This window comes from Candidatus Tisiphia endosymbiont of Beris chalybata, from assembly GCF_964026555.1.
Lineage (GTDB): Bacteria > Pseudomonadota > Alphaproteobacteria > Rickettsiales > Rickettsiaceae > Tisiphia.
The window spans coordinates 1,027,361-1,044,655 of sequence record NZ_OZ032159.1 but is presented as its reverse complement, the minus strand read 5'-3'; the positions used below and the strand labels follow the sequence as shown (position 1 = coordinate 1,044,655).

Genomic DNA, 17,295 nt, shown 5'->3' with positions numbered 1-17,295 from the left:
TCTTGCATAACCTAAAGATAATTGAAGAATTTTTAGGAGCAACGAAGTCGAGTACCGCAGCGTACATAGACGTACGTGAGGAACAGAGAGGAGTTTCGACGACAAAATTACCAATTAGATTAGGTTATGCAAGAGGTCTAATAGAGCTCTTGCAACATTCGCATCAAGCAGGGAATTTGTAGGCAGGAAGGTTCCTAAATTACGCTTAGCCAATTCAGATACGGAAAAAAGTTGCCAAAGCTATTTACGCTCTAACCAATATCCTGCAGCAGGAGTTAAATCACTTGTTACCGCTCTTCTATCATCGAATACAAAACACTCCCCGTGCCATAAATTATTATTATTCTTGGTAGCTTCTAAATATTGTAAAATGCCTCCCTGAAGATGATACACTTCCTTAAAACCTATCTTTCTAGAATAAGCGGTTGATTTTTCACACCTAATCCCTCCAGTGCAAAACATTGCAATTTTTTTGCCTAAAAACAATTCTTTATTTTGCTCCAACCAACCAGGAAATTGCTTAAATGTTTCTGTATTAGGAATTAAGGAACCTTTAAAAGTACCTATAGTAGTTTCATACTCATTTCTAGTATCCACCAATACTACATTATCCTGGCTAATAAATTTATCCCAATCTTTTGGCTCAATATATTCTCCTTTAAGGTTTTGAGTATCAAGATTTTCTACCGCCATAGAAATTATTTCTTTTTTAAGCTTTATCTTTAATTTTTGAAAAGGATGCTTATCACAATAATTTACTTTACTATTCACATTTTGCGCTAATGTAAGTTTTATAATTTCCTCTAACAATAGATTTACATCTGATTCTATGCCAGACACTGAACCATTAAAACCTTCATCCGCTAAGAGAATTGTCCCTCTCACTCGTAGTTTTTTACCAATATATAAAATCTTCGGTAATAAAAATTCTAAGTTTCTTAGATTAACAAAACTATAAAAACTTAATACTACTACTTTAACATTATTATCCATAATAAAAAATCTCTATATAGATATAGAAACCTATAACCTAGGCACTTTAATTTAACAATAGACTTTTTTCAAAACTCGCACCGCATAGGGCATTTGAACGAGATGAGGAACACCAAACTGCAGCGTGCTTAATGGTATGTGAGCGCCTAAGCGCATGATCTTTTCAAACCCAATCCTTGAAAGCAAATGAGTTGACCAGCTCAATATGAGTTTCACAAGAGGCCCAATTAGCTTTAATCTAGTACTGGCAAAGGTACGAAAATAGAATTATTACGCCTTTTAACTAACAAAATTATATTTTGCTTTTTAGCATTTTTTGCATTCTCATATAATGCACTTAATTGCTCAACAGATTCAATTGGCTGTTGTTTGCTTGCTACTACTAAATCACCAATTTTAAAATCATAATTTTTTTCATTTTTTATAATATCCGTCACAATAATACCTTTAGCTTGACCTTTAATAGCAAATTTTTGCTTAATCTCATCGGTCAGATTACAGAAAGTAACATTACCTTTTATAACTGAAGATTTATTATCTTCACCGTTTTCCCTTACTTTTTCACTTATTACCTTAGGCTGCTGCTCTAGGTCAATATCATTAATTTTACCACTTAACTCGTGGTTATTACCTTCACGCACTACTATAATTTTTACTTCTTGTTCTACAGGAGTTTCTGCAACCAATATTTGCAATTTTCTGGAATTTTTTACCTTCTGTCCGGCAAATTCTATTATCACATCTCCAGGCTTTATACCAAAATTATCAGCTGCCCCTCCTTTTTTTACTTCTACTACCAAAGCACCAGTAGCTTCCTTTAAGTCTAGTCCTTCAGCTATTTCCTGGGTTACTTCTTGAATTATTACGCCAAATCTTCCTCGGTTAATCTTGCCATTTTTCTTTAGCTGCTCTATAACAGTCTTAGCGGTATTGGAGGGTATAGCAAATCCTATACCAATGTTGACCCCTGAAGGTGAAAAAATGGCTGTGTTTACGCCTATCACTTGGCCTTCAACATCAAACATAGGACCACCAGAATTACCATTGTTAATAGCTGCATCCGTCTGTATAAAATCCACTATAACATTAGTATCGTCATCAATATCTCTACCTTTTGAAGATATAATGCCAGCAGTAACAGTACCACCTAGCTTACCAAATGGGTTACCAATAGCAATGACCCAATCCCCCACTCTTGCTTTCCCTGAATCCCCAAATTTTACAAAAGGCAAAGCGCTCTCACTATCGATTTTTATAAGAGCTAAGTCAGTTTTTTTATCACTTCCTATTAAGGTAGCAGGTAATTCTCTATTATCCATTAACTTAATATAGATCTTATCTGCATTTTCAATTACATGATGGTTAGTAACGATATAGCCAGCAGGATCTATAATAAAGCCAGAACCTAAAGGAATAGATTTAGGGTTGGAATATATCTCATCAAAATTAAAAGGAAGGTTAAACTTTTCTAAAAGCTCATTAAAATGCTCTAGTGGAAATTTTTCAAAAGATTTTTTCGAGCTATTGTCTAATTTTTGGTTGTATTGTACAGTGTATACATTTACTACTGCTGGCACTAATGGTTCTACAATATCTGCAAAACTATGATAATGAGGCGTAACCTCGCTTTTTACTAGGGGCTCCGTGAGTTCTTGACCTTCTATAGGCACAGTATCCTGATGCGGAGTAGCATCTTCAGCAAAAATATAAGATAAAAAAGGTAGATTTATTACAAAAATTAGAAATAAAATTTTTAGCAAATTATCAAATTTACAAATACTTATAATCATATAATTACTTAAATATTATTATTTACCTAAATTTAGATATTTTAATAACTCTGCCTCCGGTGAAAGAACCAAAGAAGTATCAGTTTTTTTAAATGTATTTTTATATACTTCTAATGATCTATAAAATTTATAAAATTCGGGGTCAATAGAGTAGACCTGATTATATATTCTGCCTGCTTCTCCTTCCCCTTCCCCTTTTATTATTTGTGCTTGCATATAAGCTTCCGCCAATAATATTTTACTTTCCTTATCAGCTTTAGATCTTATACGCGCCCCTTCTTCTTGTCCTTCTGCTCTTATCTGGGTGGCCTCTTTTTCACGAGCAGTTTGCATACGGCGGTAAATCGCCGCACTATTCTCTTTGGGTAAATCTGTTCTGAGAATCCTAACATCTATTACAGCAAGACCAAAATTTTGAGCCTCCTTATTAACTTGTGTTAAAATATTCAACATTATGTCTGACCTTTCACTGGTAAGCAGACTGGTTAAAGGAACTCTACCTATAACCTTTCTCATCGAAGATTCTAAGATTTTATTAATTCTAATTTTGACTCCTTGATAATTATGCACAGTTTTATAAAACATCACAGGATCTGTAATTTTAAATTTAGCGAAAGCATCCACCATGACCCTTTTGCCATCCGAAGCAGTCAATTCTTTTGCCTCTGCTTCTACATTTAAAATTCGTTTATCAAAAAATTCAACATTTTGTATAAAAGGGACTTTTATATTTAATCCCGGATTTTCAATAGTTCTTAGAGCCTCCCCAAATTGAAATACTACTGCAGAGTGACGCTGATCAACAGTAAACAAGGCATTGGTAACTAATAATAATAAGGCCAAAACCCCAAAACTTATATAATAAATTGCTTTCATATAGCACTACTCCTTATTTTTACTTTGCTGGATCGCCATATGTGGTAATACACCATTAGTGCTCATAATAACTTTATTAGTACCTTCTAAAACGTTTTCTACAGCTTCCAAAGCAAGACGGTCTTTAGTTATCAGTTTGTTAGCCAGATATTGTTTATAAACAGCAGCAAATCTTTTAGTGTCCCCTTCAGCTCTTGATATCACTGATTGTCTATATCCTTCTGCTTCTTGAACAATTTTCGCTGCTTCCCCGCGAGCTTTAGGCAAAATATCATTATTATATGACTGCGCCTGATTTATTTCCCGTTCTTTATCCGCCTTAGAAGTTTGGACATCTCTATATGCATCTATCACTTCCGCTGGCGGTTCCGCCTTAAGTAATTGAACTTTTTCTATGTTAACGCCTGCATTATACTGATCAAGAATTTTTTGGGTTAACAATTCAATCTTATTGGTAATTTCTTGTTTCTGGTCAGATAATATAGAAGATATAGGAGTATTACCTACTACTTCTCTTATTGCACTTTCAGCAGCAATTTTTACTGACTCTTCGGGACTCACTATGTTAAAAATAAATTTCTCTAAATCATTAATATGCCACATAACGTCACAATTTAAAGCTACAATATTTTCATCTCCTGTAAGCATGGTGCTTTCTGCTACTACAGCTTTAGTATTATCTAAACTGATGTTAGATTTAAAACTGCTGCTAGATCTGTACCCTATCTCAATTCGACGCGATTGATTAACTTTTTCAATTACTACTTGTTCAAAAGGAAGAGGTAGGTGATAGTTTAAGCCAGGAGAACCTTTACGGACAAATTTTCCAAACCTCATTACTGCGGCTTCTTCTCCTTCTTTTACTTCATAAATCCCAGAGGCAAACCAAATAGCAACTAATGATAATAAGATTAATATCACTGCATTATTATTAAAACTAAACTTAGTATAAAAGTCGTTAAAATTAAAATTATTTCTCTTTCTAGGTTTAGTAAATATATTATATTCAGCTTTTTCATTGTCCTGGTCAAACTCTTCCCAAGGAGATTTTTTCATAATTTGGGCATATATTTGTCTAAACATATGTTATTATTGCCTTTTAATTTATATGTTATATCGAGATATACTCCTCTTTCGATGATTTTGCGGCGAGGCTGAGGAGCGAAGCCTAGTAAATCTAGGAGAGCATTGAGTCACAACGCATGCAAATTCATATCACGAGGAGTATATCGACAAAAGAACTTTAATAAAGTACTATATCTTGTATCTCCCTTTACGTCAAGCTGTTACTACCTACTTAAAGTTACACCAATTTTTATAAAAAAATGACAACTTAAGAAAATGATGACTAATATAAGCAAGCAAGAGATATTAAGTAAGATCTCCGATATCACCTTTAAGGATAATACAAAATTAATAGATATTATCTCTAATATCATAATTAAAGATACAAATATTGGTTTTGCTATTGATACACTGAATAAAGAGCTACAGGAAGCTAATCATATTAGAAATAAAGCTATCAATCAACTTAGGAGCATACCTAATATTGGCAGAATAAATATAGCTTTAACTAATAGTCTAGATATAGCAAAAAAGCCTAGTAATGTTAAAGCTAAACATCTTATTGAAGGCGTAAAGAAAATAATATTAATTGCTTCTGGTAAAGGTGGAGTTGGGAAATCCACTATAGCTGCATTAATCGCAGAGCAATTAAATACCGAAGGGTATAAGGTAGGAATAATGGATGCAGATATTTATGGCCCATCAATTCCTCATATCTTCGGTATTAGTGGCGTACCAGAGATTCTCAATAATAAGATGAAACCTTTAGAATCAAGAAATATTAAAATTATTTCTATTGGGTTACTCATTCACCATCATTCGGCAGCTATTTGGCGCGGCCCGGTAGCTAGTAAAACAATTTATCAACTCTTGTCTTTAACTGATTGGCATGAGTTAGATTATTTAATTATTGATATGCCCCCAGGCACTGGCGATATACATTTAAGTATTTTAGAAAATTATCAATTAGATGGGGTAATAATAGTAACAACCCCTCAAAAAATGTCACAAATAGACGTGGTAAGATCAATTGACTTATATAAAAAATTTAATTTACCGATCCTAGGAATTATAGAAAATATGAGTTATTTAGTTGAACCAACATCTCACAAAATCATTGAAACGTTTAGCCAAAATGGCAAAAATTTTGCTGAAGAACATAATATTCCCTTCATAGGTAAAATTCCCTTGGAGCCAAGGCTATCATATAATTGCGATAATAGTATTACTTTAGCTGGGATAATTAATTTACCGCTTAAGGGTTTTATTTAAATTTTTACTAGACTTTTTTGCACGTGGCCCATTCGTTATATCTCCCTTACTGGCTTAAAGCTTTTCTTTGCGCTAAAGATATTTAACCTACGCAGTAAATGAATGAGAGATTTTGATTTTGAGAGGTCACGTTTATAATTTTCCTGAGTCATAAGCGTATAGTTAGTGATTAAAGAAGGGATAACCTCATTGTAATATATTTTATACAATCCTTGCATTGTTTCCATAGTTGTAAGATAACCCCATTTCATAACCTGTTGAGGCACCCTTGCTAAAGCTTCAATACAAGCTATTGTTTCTTCAACCTCTGGGTCGCTATCTTTATAGACATCAGCAACTAGTGCTAAATTAAATTGCATATCTTCAACCATAGCTTTAATCATTAAACCCATATATTGATCAGTTGCAAATCTTTTTACAAAAAATAATTGTCTTTCATGAATATTCAATAAAAACCTATATTTATTTATTAAAGCTAATAACTTTGCTTGATAAAACCGTAGCCCTCTTATATTATTTTTATCATAAAATTTTACCTTCGTTTCGTAATAAATCATTTGTTTTACCCCTAATCCTAAAAGCTTAGCAAATAACTTATCACAATTAATTAGGTCATTCCTTCGGGCTTGCTTCACATGAGGAGTGGCCTTGGTGCCAGCAAAATTTGCGGAATGACGGCTAATTTGTCTCCCTTTCTCATCTCTTTTAATATCAGCAAAATGCCCTAGCTCTTGACCTGCAATAATTTGCAAGCGCGCTATAGCCGCCCACCCATCCCCGTAAGTTGGATGCTCTTTATTGTTTTGCGCAAATGGATCGCCTCCACAAGAAACAAAAACCGCAACATTTTTTCCATCAGTGCTTTGCATACCGCTATTACCACCAGAACGTTGCCAATCAACTATATTCATCATATCGCCAATATTATGAGAATAAGTAATAAACACTTGCACCTTGTCGTATATTAACCATTTTATTACTATCGGGTGGGCAGCTTGCACAAAAATTCTTGCTAATTTCTCGGTAATTTCTAGTTTAACTGGTTGTAATTTCTGAAGTTGTTTATGCAAATCTTTATAAATAGATTCTAATTTTTGAGCTGATATATTGGACTTATATAAAGACTGAAATAATTGGTTGGTCTGAGGTATTAACGCAGGATCTGTTACCTCTTCTTTGCTTATCATCCTGCTAATGTTAAATTTTGGATCAGAAAACCTAGCAAAATTACTACTAGTATCGGTATCTATCCTAAGCTTACCTGATTTAATTAATTGCTGGGCTAATTTTTCATACTCTAACTGCATATCTTCAGGAAAAAACGCCGGTACTTTATCAAGTATATGATAAATGGAGCTCATCACATTATAAATTAAATTACTATTAAACCCTCTATTGCCAAGCGCTTGCTGGGTTTTTTTAATAATAAAACATAATTAAAGCTGTTTGTCAATAGGCCTCTTTCGAAACTCGCATCGCGCAGGGAGTTTGAAGGAGGCTCTTTGCTCCAAAACGTAGCGCACTAGGATGTATACTCTAGGAACTTCAAGAATTAGCGTCGTCGCGCCCTAAAGATCGAGGCTGCTCACGTACTTTAACGCTGCTCTGCTCGACTTTGACCCTCCTCGCTCTTCTTGAAGTTGATTCTATCGTCTACCAACTCTTCAGGTACGAACAGTATATACTCTTCGCCTTTCAAGAGTTGTTTTTTCATTAGACCTCTTGCATAACCTAAAGATAATTGAAGAATTTTTAGGAGAAACGAAGTCGAGTACCGCAGCGTACATAGACGTACGTGAGGAACAGAGAGGAGTTTCGACGACAAAATTACCAATTAGATTAGGTTATGCAAGAGGTCTATTTTATCAAAGTTTCACGTGCTCACGTACTTAGTTTTACGCTCCGCGCGCTCACCCCTGCCAAATAAAATCCAACTCTTGAAATCCATTGCGTATACGTGAGGATTTGAGCCTAGATTCAACATACAAATTTCAGTAGAAGTAGAGTTGCAAATGAGATCTACTGCCAGCTATCATAGTGAAGTAGTGTATCTTCTCCCATAATTTCTTTCATAATTATTATATCTTCTGTAACAATAGCCCTCCCTTCAATCAAACCAGATTTTTGCAGACGCAAACAACTATTTCCCTTTTCCTTGGTTATTACCCACACTAGATTAGTATTGCGAGCCGTTTCAATTTCTATTCCTTGATTTAACATTAACTTAAATATATTTTCTGGTGTTAATCTCTCTACTTCTTGCTGAGTCATTCTCCTACAATCAACCACCACCATGTCATTCTTATAATTTTCTACTTCTGAAGTAACGCACATATTAATACTCTTTATAAAACTACTAATTCTACTTGTAGTTTAAGCTAAATTATCCCTTTGTCAAATATTTAATACCATTTCCCAAAACTAAATTAGTACTAGGAGTACAAGTGCCCCGCACCGGCGCGTACATATATAGTCACTTAGGTTAAATTAGATACTAGGCGCGAGGAGTGAAGCCTAGGAGATACTAGGTAAGCGACGAGCAACAACGGTAGCTAGTTTAACCTAAGTGACTATACTCTAGGAACTTCAAGAATTGGCGTCGTCGTGTCTAAAGACTGCGCTCCTCACGTACTAAACGTACGTGAGGATTCGAGAGCGAAAATAACGACGAAATCTACCATTAGATAGAAACTACAGAACCTGTTCAAATCAATGTGATAGTCATCTGCCGTGTCCCCTTCTAGGATTGCACGGCACTAGCTTCTCACCAGGCTCTGTAAGGGTATTAGTAATTGACGGGTTTGCTAATTTTTTATTATTTATAGAAGTAATAAGCTCCGGATGTTCTTTTAAGCACTTTGGCATTTCTATTCCTCGCCCTAATAACCTTTTTATCGGATCTATAATATAAGCATGCCACTTTTGACCAAAGCTCATCCTTACCTCCCCTCCATAGCGCGCGCATTCTCTAACTACTAAATCTGCGTTATTCCTAAGAGCCTTTTTTTCTTGATCATTTTTACATATCGGAGTTAATATAGAAATTAAGGCGCTTGCTATACGATCAGTCTCAGATTTACCTAATATTTCTACAGTTTGTGCTTGACAATATTTTGCTAATTGCTTATTGGCAAATTGTTCCTGTTTTTCCTGATCTGTTTCAAGAAATACATAATTTTCCACTGCTAACTTTTGCTCTAATCCCTCATGAGCTTCTACAAAATACTTTTCCTGTTGGTTTGTCCGTTCAGATATTTTAGAGGCTATCTGTCCTAAGGGATTATCTTTTTGAGACATACTTGAATTATCAAAAGAATTTTTAGCAACTGAAATGAATTCAATAAATTTTATATATTGATCACTTAGTTTGTCCGCTCCTATTGTTTTTTTGATAACTTCTTGGAATTTGGCTTTAGCTATTAATTCAGCTCCTAAAGTTGTTATTGAATCAGTAAAAAAATTCTCACCTTGGGTTGTAGTAGTAGCTTCTAGAATATGCATTTTCTCTTCGTTAGACAAATTGGAGGTTATTATAACAGGCAATATTAAGTCAGCTGCTGCCGCTTCCCCTTTTAAAGTTATTAATAAATTAATTGCCTTATCTCGATGTTTTCCGGATATCTCTATCTCATGAAGACAGCCTTTGATGGATCCTAGTGTTAATTGTTGCCTTTTTTGATCCGCTTCTAATGATTCAGTAACCACATTTTTAGGAAATTCTAAGTTTATCTTTGAATCAAATGCGGATATATACACATTAATTGTTGGCTGGATTGAATCACAACCAGGCATGAAAGTTTCTCCTTTTAAATTAGACACATCTACTTCTAAAACTCCAGTCACACAGTCAATTAAATTATTTGGCCCAGGTTCCATTGTTTTTCTTACTTGCATCCTACATTGATTGTACAATTTAACTTTATTTTCAGTAGATATATCCACTAATAAAAAATTATTACTAGCAAATTTCATATCTCCTACGTGAGCATCTTCACCGTTACCACGGTAAGCTTCGGATATTTTTTTTAATAAATCATTTTTAAAGCACGAGATAGCAAACCATCCAGATCCAAATGTTCCTTGATGCCAACTAGTTTTTATAAAATCTATTTGTTCAGGGGTCAAGGTTGATAATTTTTCTAATTCCCCCATATCAATTAGCTTAGTTTCTCCCGATTGATCTTTTAATAGAATAGCATCTCGTCCACGCTCTTCAATATCTTCAATACCTCCAATATCTATCTTTACTTGTCTTTGATAGTGTTCTTTATACTCATTAAGCGCCTTATCCAAACTCTCCTTTACAGAAGCAAGGGTCGCGTTATCTTTATATAACTCAAGTAACATTTTAGCAGAAATAAATTGGGGAGATTTAATTATCTTAGAGTTAGAACAATAATCTACAAACCATGTTATTGTACCCATTACTAAATCCTTCTTATCTACCTCCTCCAGAGCGCCCCCCTTTAAATCTTTCAACTTGCTTACTTGCTGATAAAATTCCTGCTTAAAATCTGGGGTACCTTCTCCGCGATAAAATTCTGGGAGGTTAGAATGTTTTTCAAGGTCTTGTAAAAGTAGAGATGAATATTTTTTCCTTAAATTTTCTATTGAAGAAAAACCATCTAAGGCATTAAGAGAATCATATAATGACTTTAATCCCGGAGTTAGAATTTCTGACTTTAAAGAGATATAATTACTTATATTAATGGTGCCAGGCAGTGGTGTTTCCCGAGTAAACTTTTCCTCCAAATCATCCACGTTGAGGTTAAAAGCCCGGATAGCCGGATAGCCAGATAGCCGAATAGCAGCTTTCAACTCACTTATTTTCTGAATATTTCCCATATTTTTATTACCTATAAAAATTTATTAAAATTATCTTCTATCACTTGGTCAAATTGTGCCAATGTTACATCAACACCAAGCTTTTTTAAAGAAGTTATTGGTAATCCTTTAAGACCGCAGGCAATAATACCTTCGAAATTTTTAAGATTCGTAGAAATATTTACTGCAATGCCATGATATGCCACCCATTTTTTAACTCTTACTCCTATTGAGGCAATTTTTGCGGGGCTACCGTTTTCTTTCACCCATACCCCTATTTTATTCTCTACGGTGAAGGCTTTAATCCCATAATGTAGTAAGCTACTGATAATCCATTGTTCTAATAACCTAATATATAACTTTAAGTCCTTTTGACATCTTTGGGAGGATAAATCAAGTATTGGATATATAACCCTTTGACCTTTCCCATGGTAAGTAAATCCTCCCCCTCTACCGGTATAAATTACTGCTATATCTCTAGGATCTAATAACTCCTCTTCTTTAAAACTAGTACCAGCAGTATATACTTCTTTATACTCAACTAAATACACTACCCCTTCTAGTAATTTATTTATTACTTGATTAACCTTAAATTCCATTAATTTTATTGTATCTTCGTATTCAGAAAAATCAGGTAAAGTAATAAATTGAACCATAATAGAATTTTTTAATAATCTTTATTTAACAGTCTTTTTATGGCCCCTAGAGGACATTTACCATTACCCATATATATTTAGAGCTCTAGTTCTTGATAAGATATCTCTAAAACTTCATAAGTTTTAGAACTTTTCGGCGTTGTTACTTCCACTACGTCTCCTACCTTTTTCCCAATAAGAGCCTTGGCAATCGGAGACACTATAGATACTCTTTTTTTAGTAATATCCGCTTCATATTCTCCCACAATGTGATATGTCAGTACCTCTTCTGTCTCATCGTCAACTAATTTAACGGTTGCGCCAAATTTTATGCTGTCTCCTGTAAGCTTAGAAGTATCAATAATTTCGGCTCTTGCAATTTTATCTTCTAGATCTAAAATACGTCCTTCAATAAAGCTTTGTTTTTCACGCGCAGCCTGGTATTCTGCATTTTCTGATAAGTCACCAAAATCCCTAGCAGTTGCTATCGCTTCAATCACTTTTGGACGTTCTACATGCTTAAGCTGTTTTAGTTCTTTCTCTAGATTATCGAACCCTTTATGTGTAATAGGAAATTTTGCCATAATAATAATTGTCTTGTCTAAGTTAAGTTTTATAGTATATTTATAGTGTGAAATTTTGTCAAACAAGCCTTTCAGGTTCTTATGCAAACTGAAGTTTATAATTTCGAGGTACAACGCAAGACCTTTCATCTATATAGCCTAGCTGCCCCACTTATTTATTTATTCTTATCAAAATTTGTAGCTATTATCTTATTATTTCTCCTAGCAGTATTTGTTTTATATATCGATACAGCAAGACATTATGATTTTAGAATAAGAAAATATATCGATAAATTTTTCTCAAGACTTATGCGCCCCAGTGAGCAGAGTGGGACATTTACACTAAGCGGCAGCACTTTCATGATAGTTGGATTTTTTCTAACAGCGCTATTATTTTCAAAAGGCCTAGCTATTTCCTCATGGTTTATTTTAATAATATCTGATTGCCTCGCTGCCCTAATCGGAATCAGGATTGGTAAACAGCTAAAAAATGGAAAATCATTAGAAGGTTCTATTGCTTTTTTAGTTTCCGCCATTTTTATTAGTATGGTAGTTTATTTTTTTATAGGCTATCACACTAGTTTCATTATTATTATAATTAGTTCTATAGTTGCGACTATTAGTGAATTCTATTCAAAAGAGCTAGCTATAAATGATAATTTATCTATCCCTCTTTCTTATTGTTTTTCCACGGTGGTCTTCAACTTTATTTTAGGTTTATGAAAATTCCCTTAGAATTTTACGAATTTCTTAGGAATAGGATTAATTTATCAGATGTCGTTAGGCAGAAAGTAACCTTAACTAAAAAATCTGGTAACTATTTAGGTTTATGCCCTTTTCATCTTGAGAAGACCCCTTCATTTACAGTAAATGATAATAAAAAATTCTATTACTGCTTTGGCTGTTCCGTACATGGCGATGTGATAAAATTCGTTTCTAATACTAATGGGCTACCTTATAAAGAAGCAGCTATTAAATTAGCTAATGATTATGGTATTGAATTACCTAAATTAACTGTGGCAGAGCAAAAATTATATGAAGAATCAGACGAATTATTTAATATTTTAGAAATGGCCGAAAGGTTTTTTAAGTCGCAACTAACGCAAGAAGTTTTAGATTACTTACTTAAACGCGGTATTAATAAAGACACTATAGAAAAATTTTCCATTGGTTTTGCTCCTACTGGCAAAGCGTTACAAAAATTTTTTGAACAAAAATCTATTTCCTGGTTAAAGCTGCAAAAGGCCGGGCTAGTAGGAAGACGAGAAGATGGTACAATATATGAAATTTTTTACAACCGCATCACTTTCCCTATTAAAAATATTTATGATAAAATAGTCGGGTTTGGGGGAAGAATTATTAATGACGGTTTACCTAAATATTTAAACTCTCCTGAAACTATAATATTTCAAAAAAATGAAATATTATACGGAGAAAATTACGCTATTAATGCAGCTTATAAGCAAAATTTTTCAATATTAGTTGAAGGATATTTAGATGTTACTACTCTTTATCAAGCAGGCTTTAAAGAGGCAGTAGCAAGCCTTGGTACTGCTATCACCGAAAACCATATTCAAAAATTATGGCGAGCAGCCGATGAAATAATCATCTGTTTGGATGGCGACGAAGCAGGGATTAAAGCAACAAAGCGGGTAATTAATTTAGTGTTACCATTGATCAATGGCAGTAAGAAAGTCTCATTCATTACTTTACCTCCTGCAAGTGACCCTAATGATATAATAAATAAAGAAGGAGCCAAAGCTTTTTCTCAGCTTTTAGATCAAAGAATCAATCTATCAGAAATGATTTGGCACTTTGAATATCAAGGTAAAAATTTTTCTACCCCAGAAAATAAAGCTATTTTAGAAAGGGATCTAGAAAATTATTGTAAGCAAATTCAAGATAAACTATTAAGCACTCACTATTATAGATATTTTAAGGATCAAATATGGCAAAATTTAATTAAGGTCTCTAATAAAAATTATATCAAAAATTCTAAGATAACGAATATTAAGCTTTCAGGAGCGGAATATACAGAAATCGAAATATTAGAACAAGTTTTTTTTATAATGATGGTAAAATTTCCTGAAATAACTACTCAATCAGAAATAAAAGATTTTTTACTAATTTTAAATTTTCAAGATAATATTCTAAATGATTTCCGTGATTGGTATTTTGATAAGGTGGTTAATAATGAGATATTTGATAAGGAAAATATCATTAACTTAATAGAAAAAACTAGCTTTTATAATACTTTTTTAATATTATTACACTCCAATAATTTATTTCTAGAATTAGCATTCAATAAAAACGATATAGATCCATACTTACTATGGCAATTACTGTATAAAAAATATCACTTAATACTATTAAAACAAGAATATACCTCTATTGTTCAAACTGCCTCCGATGAAGAATTAAAAAAGGCTACACTATATCGTGAAGAGATTATAAAAATTTCAAAAGAACTTTATACTCTAAATGAATCTTTCACTAATTGACCCAGGGTTTATATAATTATGGCGGAAAATATCAAAAAAAATGTCAAGACCCAAGATGATAAAGCTGGCCTGTTAATTAAAAAAGCTAAAGAAAAGGGCCTTGGCGTAACTTATTATGACATAAATAAAATTATTCCTGTTACTAATAATATATTGGTAAATGAGTTAGAAAAAGTAATATCTAAATTTTCCGAAGCAGGAGTTGATATTATAGAAACTGATGTTGACGAAATTAAATTAGATATTAATGTAGATGAAGAATTTAAATTAACTAATAATGTCGATCGTGAACAAGAAGAAGAACAAGAAGAAGAAAATTTAGGTACAACCGATGATCCCGTAAGATTATATCTAAGAGATATGGGAGGAGTAGAGCTTTTATCGCGGGAAAGTGAAATAGAAATAGCTAAAAAAATTGAGGAAGGCAAGGAGATAATGATTAAATCTCTTTGTGAAAATCCCGTTTCAATGAAATTCTTTATTAAATGGCATGAAGATTTAGTAAACGAAAAAATGTTACTTCGCGATTTAATTGATTTAGAAGCTAACATGGAACATGATAGCTCTTCTGAAGAAAGTCAAAATGAATTAGAAACAGATAGTGAAGAACATGAAGAAGCTAATAATTTAACAATAGCTGCTATTGAAATACAGTTACTACCTAATATTATCGAACGTATGGAAAGAATTTCTAACGTTTCCGAAGAACTGCTTATTGAAGCAAAAAAACATTATGAACACTACCCTCAAGCCAAAGAATTACAGGATAATAAGAAATATATAAAAAACCTACAAATATTGGTAGAAGAAATTTCTGGTATTCATTTTAACTCTAAGAGAACAGAAGAAATTTTAGATAAAATGTATAGTGTTAATAAAGAATTAATATCCAAAGAAGCTAGCTTTCTAAAACTAGCTGAGAAATATAATATAAGCCGTCAAAGCTTCTTAGGGGAATATATAGGGGCCGTTATTGATGAAACCTGGAAAAAGCAGATGCTAAAAAATAAAAATCTTGCTTGGAGGGATTTTATCACTAACGAACTTGAGGCCACTGATCAAATAATTAATGAATTAAAAGCTATTGAAAAAGCTACCTGCCTACCTATCATAGAATTTAAAAAATTAGTTCATACTATTCAGAAAGGAGAGAGACAGGCTCATAGAGCAAAGAAAGAAATGATCGAAGCTAATTTACGATTAGTAATTTCCATTGCTAAAAAATACGCCAATAGAGGCCTCCAATTCCTAGACCTAATTCAAGAAGGAAATATTGGCTTAATGAAAGCCGTAGATAAATTTGAATATCGAAGGGGATATAAATTTTCTACTTATGCTACTTGGTGGATCAGGCAAGCTATTACCAGGGCTATTGCAGATCAAGCAAGGACTATCCGTATCCCCGTACATATGATTGAAACTATCAATAAAATTATTCGTACTTCAAGGCAAATGCTGAACGAGCTAGGGTACGAGCCAACCGCAGCTGAAATTGCAGCGCGTCTTTCTATGGCAGTGGATAAAGTTAGAAAGGTAATGAAGATAGCTAAAGAACCAATCAGTCTAGAAAACCCTGTAGGGGATGATGATGGGAGCTATCTGGGGGATTTTATTGAAGATAAAAATGCTATATTACCCCTAGATGCTGCAATACAGTCAAACTTACGGGAGGTCACTACTAGGGTTTTAGCAAGCCTTACCCCTCGGGAAGAAAGAGTTTTAAGGATGAGATTTGGTATTGGAATGGCTACTGATCATACCCTAGAGGAAGTGGGGCAGCAGTTCAATGTTACAAGAGAAAGGATTAGGCAGATAGAATCTAAAGCATTACGCAAACTAAAACATCCTACTAGATCTAAAAAACTCCGTAGTTTCCAAGGGGGCTCCAAAAAACACAATAATTCCTCTGACTCAGCCTATGCAGGATAAGTCTATAACTCAATTTTGATAAAAATTAACCTGCTTAACTTAAGTTGCTAATTATTTTATTATTAGCAACTTAAGTTAATATACTAGTAATGATGAATATAAATTCCCATAGATATAAAATCACCATAGAATATTTGGGGACTGGATTCGCGGGTTGGCAAAGACAAGCTAATATTACCTCGATTCAACAAATATTAGAAGAAAGTGTTTATAAATTTACCGGGGAAAATGTTACCCTACATGCTGCCGGTAGAACTGATGCAGGTGTACATGCGATAGGGCAAGTAGCACATTTTGATTTAACAAAATTAATTCCTACTTATAAAGTTATGCAAGCAATTAATCATTTTGTGCGCACCCATAATATAGGAATTACCAAATGTGAAATAGTGGATGAGAACTTTCATGCAAGATTCTCGGCTATAGCACGACATTATGTATATAGAATTATCAATAGAACGGGGCAAGTCATAATAGATTTGAACCGTGCTTGGTGGATAAAACAACCTATGAATATAAATTCGATGAGAAAAAGTGCTGCTTATCTTATAGGATACCATGATTTTAGTTCTTTTAGATCCAAAGATTGTCAAGCCAAATCCCCAATAAAAACTTTAACAAATCTAATAATTACCCAAGAAAATGACGAAATAAGATTATATTTTTCAGCTCCCTCATTTTTACATAATATGGTACGAAATATTGTTGGCAGTTTAGTTTTAGTAGGACGTAATATCTGGCAAGAAGAGGATATAAAAAGAGCTTTAGAGGCTAAAAACCGAGAAGCGGCTGGCATTAAAGCCCCAGCATGCGGGCTGTATTTCCTGAAAGTAGATTATTAAGTTAG

16 protein-coding genes are annotated in these 17,295 nt (G+C 33.5%); 7 read left to right on the top strand and 9 right to left on the bottom strand.

Annotated features, from left to right (window positions below):
• Positions 1-2 precede the first annotated feature (2 nt).
• Positions 3-182, top strand: a complete 180-nt coding sequence (locus AAGD44_RS05060) for a palindromic element RPE1 domain-containing protein (protein WP_341763663.1) — start codon at positions 3-5, stop codon at positions 180-182.
• Between the two features lie 58 nt (positions 183-240).
• Here the strand turns inward: AAGD44_RS05060 and AAGD44_RS05055 are convergent, their stop codons facing one another.
• The 4 genes from AAGD44_RS05055 to hflK form a co-directional block, all read right to left on the bottom strand.
• A complete protein-coding gene (locus tag AAGD44_RS05055; RefSeq protein WP_341763662.1) occupies positions 241-993 on the bottom strand; it encodes a rhodanese-like domain-containing protein in 753 nt (250 codons plus the stop codon).
• Between the two features lie 233 nt (positions 994-1,226).
• Positions 1,227-2,753, bottom strand: a complete 1,527-nt coding sequence (locus AAGD44_RS05050; protein ID WP_410521011.1) for a Do family serine endopeptidase — start codon at positions 2,751-2,753, stop codon at positions 1,227-1,229.
• 48 nt (positions 2,754-2,801) lie between these two features.
• The gene (locus tag AAGD44_RS05045; RefSeq protein WP_341763660.1) at positions 2,802-3,659 is read right to left on the bottom strand and encodes a protease modulator HflC; all 858 of its coding nucleotides are present in this window, start codon (positions 3,657-3,659) and stop codon (positions 2,802-2,804) included.
• Between the two features lie 6 nt (positions 3,660-3,665).
• Positions 3,666-4,742: an FtsH protease activity modulator HflK gene (hflK, locus tag AAGD44_RS05040; RefSeq protein WP_341763659.1), complete on the bottom strand. Its 1,077-nt coding sequence runs from the start codon at positions 4,740-4,742 to the stop codon at positions 3,666-3,668.
• A 261-nt stretch (positions 4,743-5,003) separates the two neighbouring features.
• On the opposite strand from hflK, the gene AAGD44_RS05035 reads away from it, so the two are divergent.
• Positions 5,004-5,996, top strand: a complete 993-nt coding sequence (locus AAGD44_RS05035) for an Mrp/NBP35 family ATP-binding protein (RefSeq protein WP_341764686.1) — start codon at positions 5,004-5,006, stop codon at positions 5,994-5,996.
• A 35-nt stretch (positions 5,997-6,031) separates the two neighbouring features.
• On the opposite strand, the gene AAGD44_RS05030 is transcribed toward AAGD44_RS05035, so the two are convergent.
• Positions 6,032-7,357 (bottom strand): DUF2748 family protein, encoded by a 1,326-nt coding sequence (locus AAGD44_RS05030; protein ID WP_341763658.1) that lies wholly within the window; start codon positions 7,355-7,357, stop codon positions 6,032-6,034.
• 361 nt (positions 7,358-7,718) lie between these two features.
• On the opposite strand from AAGD44_RS05030, the gene AAGD44_RS05025 reads away from it, so the two are divergent.
• Entirely contained in the window at positions 7,719-7,889 is a 171-nt protein-coding gene (locus tag AAGD44_RS05025) for a palindromic element RPE1 domain-containing protein (protein ID WP_341763657.1), read from the top strand.
• Between the two features lie 126 nt (positions 7,890-8,015).
• Here the strand turns inward: AAGD44_RS05025 and AAGD44_RS05020 are convergent, their stop codons facing one another.
• From AAGD44_RS05020 to greA, 4 genes are all read right to left on the bottom strand, one after another.
• Positions 8,016-8,330, bottom strand: coding sequence for a hypothetical protein (locus AAGD44_RS05020; RefSeq protein WP_341763656.1), 315 nt, complete (start codon positions 8,328-8,330; stop codon positions 8,016-8,018).
• 387 nt (positions 8,331-8,717) lie between these two features.
• A complete protein-coding gene (locus AAGD44_RS05015) occupies positions 8,718-10,841 on the bottom strand; it encodes a hypothetical protein (RefSeq protein ID WP_341763655.1) in 2,124 nt (707 codons plus the stop codon).
• A gap of 11 nt (positions 10,842-10,852) precedes the next feature.
• On the bottom strand, positions 10,853-11,476 hold the full coding sequence (gene lipB / locus AAGD44_RS05010; RefSeq protein ID WP_341763654.1) for a lipoyl(octanoyl) transferase LipB: 624 nt from the start codon (positions 11,474-11,476) through the stop codon (positions 10,853-10,855).
• Between the two features lie 77 nt (positions 11,477-11,553).
• On the bottom strand, positions 11,554-12,042 hold the full coding sequence (greA, locus tag AAGD44_RS05005; RefSeq protein ID WP_341764685.1) for a transcription elongation factor GreA: 489 nt from the start codon (positions 12,040-12,042) through the stop codon (positions 11,554-11,556).
• Between the two features lie 78 nt (positions 12,043-12,120).
• On the opposite strand from greA, the gene AAGD44_RS05000 reads away from it, so the two are divergent.
• The 4 genes from AAGD44_RS05000 (at position 12,121) to truA (ending at position 17,290) form a co-directional block, all read left to right on the top strand.
• Positions 12,121-12,741: a diacylglycerol/polyprenol kinase family protein gene (locus tag AAGD44_RS05000; RefSeq protein WP_341763653.1), complete on the top strand. Its 621-nt coding sequence runs from the start codon at positions 12,121-12,123 to the stop codon at positions 12,739-12,741.
• Positions 12,738-14,519, top strand: a complete 1,782-nt coding sequence (gene dnaG, locus AAGD44_RS04995) for a DNA primase (RefSeq protein WP_341763652.1) — start codon at positions 12,738-12,740, stop codon at positions 14,517-14,519. The genes AAGD44_RS05000 and dnaG overlap by 4 nt, the downstream gene beginning before the upstream one ends.
• A gap of 18 nt (positions 14,520-14,537) precedes the next feature.
• Positions 14,538-16,448 carry an RNA polymerase sigma factor RpoD gene (gene rpoD, locus AAGD44_RS04990; protein WP_341763651.1) on the top strand — a complete coding sequence of 637 codons (1,911 nt, stop codon included), beginning with the start codon at positions 14,538-14,540 and terminating at the stop codon, positions 16,446-16,448.
• Positions 16,449-16,540: 92 nt separating this feature from the next.
• On the top strand, positions 16,541-17,290 hold the full coding sequence (gene truA / locus AAGD44_RS04985) for a tRNA pseudouridine(38-40) synthase TruA (RefSeq protein WP_341764684.1): 750 nt from the start codon (positions 16,541-16,543) through the stop codon (positions 17,288-17,290).
• Positions 17,291-17,295 lie beyond the last annotated feature (5 nt).

What these genes read in the sequence shown, in the direction of transcription:
- rpoD (WP_341763651.1), top strand. Translation starts at nt 14,538, where the DNA reads ATGGCGGAAAATATCAAAAAAAATGTCAAGACCCAAGATGATAAAGCT.
- hflK (WP_341763659.1), bottom strand. Translation starts at nt 4,742, where the DNA reads ATGTTTAGACAAATATATGCCCAAATTATGAAAAAATCTCCTTGGGAA.
- AAGD44_RS05000 (WP_341763653.1), top strand. Translation starts at nt 12,121, where the DNA reads ATGCAAACTGAAGTTTATAATTTCGAGGTACAACGCAAGACCTTTCAT.
- AAGD44_RS05035 (WP_341764686.1), top strand. Translation starts at nt 5,004, where the DNA reads ATGACTAATATAAGCAAGCAAGAGATATTAAGTAAGATCTCCGATATC.
- AAGD44_RS05055 (WP_341763662.1), bottom strand. Translation starts at nt 993, where the DNA reads ATGGATAATAATGTTAAAGTAGTAGTATTAAGTTTTTATAGTTTTGTT.
- lipB (WP_341763654.1), bottom strand. Translation starts at nt 11,476, where the DNA reads ATGGTTCAATTTATTACTTTACCTGATTTTTCTGAATACGAAGATACA.
- AAGD44_RS05045 (WP_341763660.1), bottom strand. Translation starts at nt 3,659, where the DNA reads ATGAAAGCAATTTATTATATAAGTTTTGGGGTTTTGGCCTTATTATTA.
- AAGD44_RS05020 (WP_341763656.1), bottom strand. Translation starts at nt 8,330, where the DNA reads ATGTGCGTTACTTCAGAAGTAGAAAATTATAAGAATGACATGGTGGTG.
- dnaG (WP_341763652.1), top strand. Translation starts at nt 12,738, where the DNA reads ATGAAAATTCCCTTAGAATTTTACGAATTTCTTAGGAATAGGATTAAT.
- AAGD44_RS05030 (WP_341763658.1), bottom strand. Translation starts at nt 7,357, where the DNA reads ATGAGCTCCATTTATCATATACTTGATAAAGTACCGGCGTTTTTTCCT.
- truA (WP_341764684.1), top strand. Translation starts at nt 16,541, where the DNA reads ATGAATATAAATTCCCATAGATATAAAATCACCATAGAATATTTGGGG.
- AAGD44_RS05015 (WP_341763655.1), bottom strand. Translation starts at nt 10,841, where the DNA reads ATGGGAAATATTCAGAAAATAAGTGAGTTGAAAGCTGCTATTCGGCTA.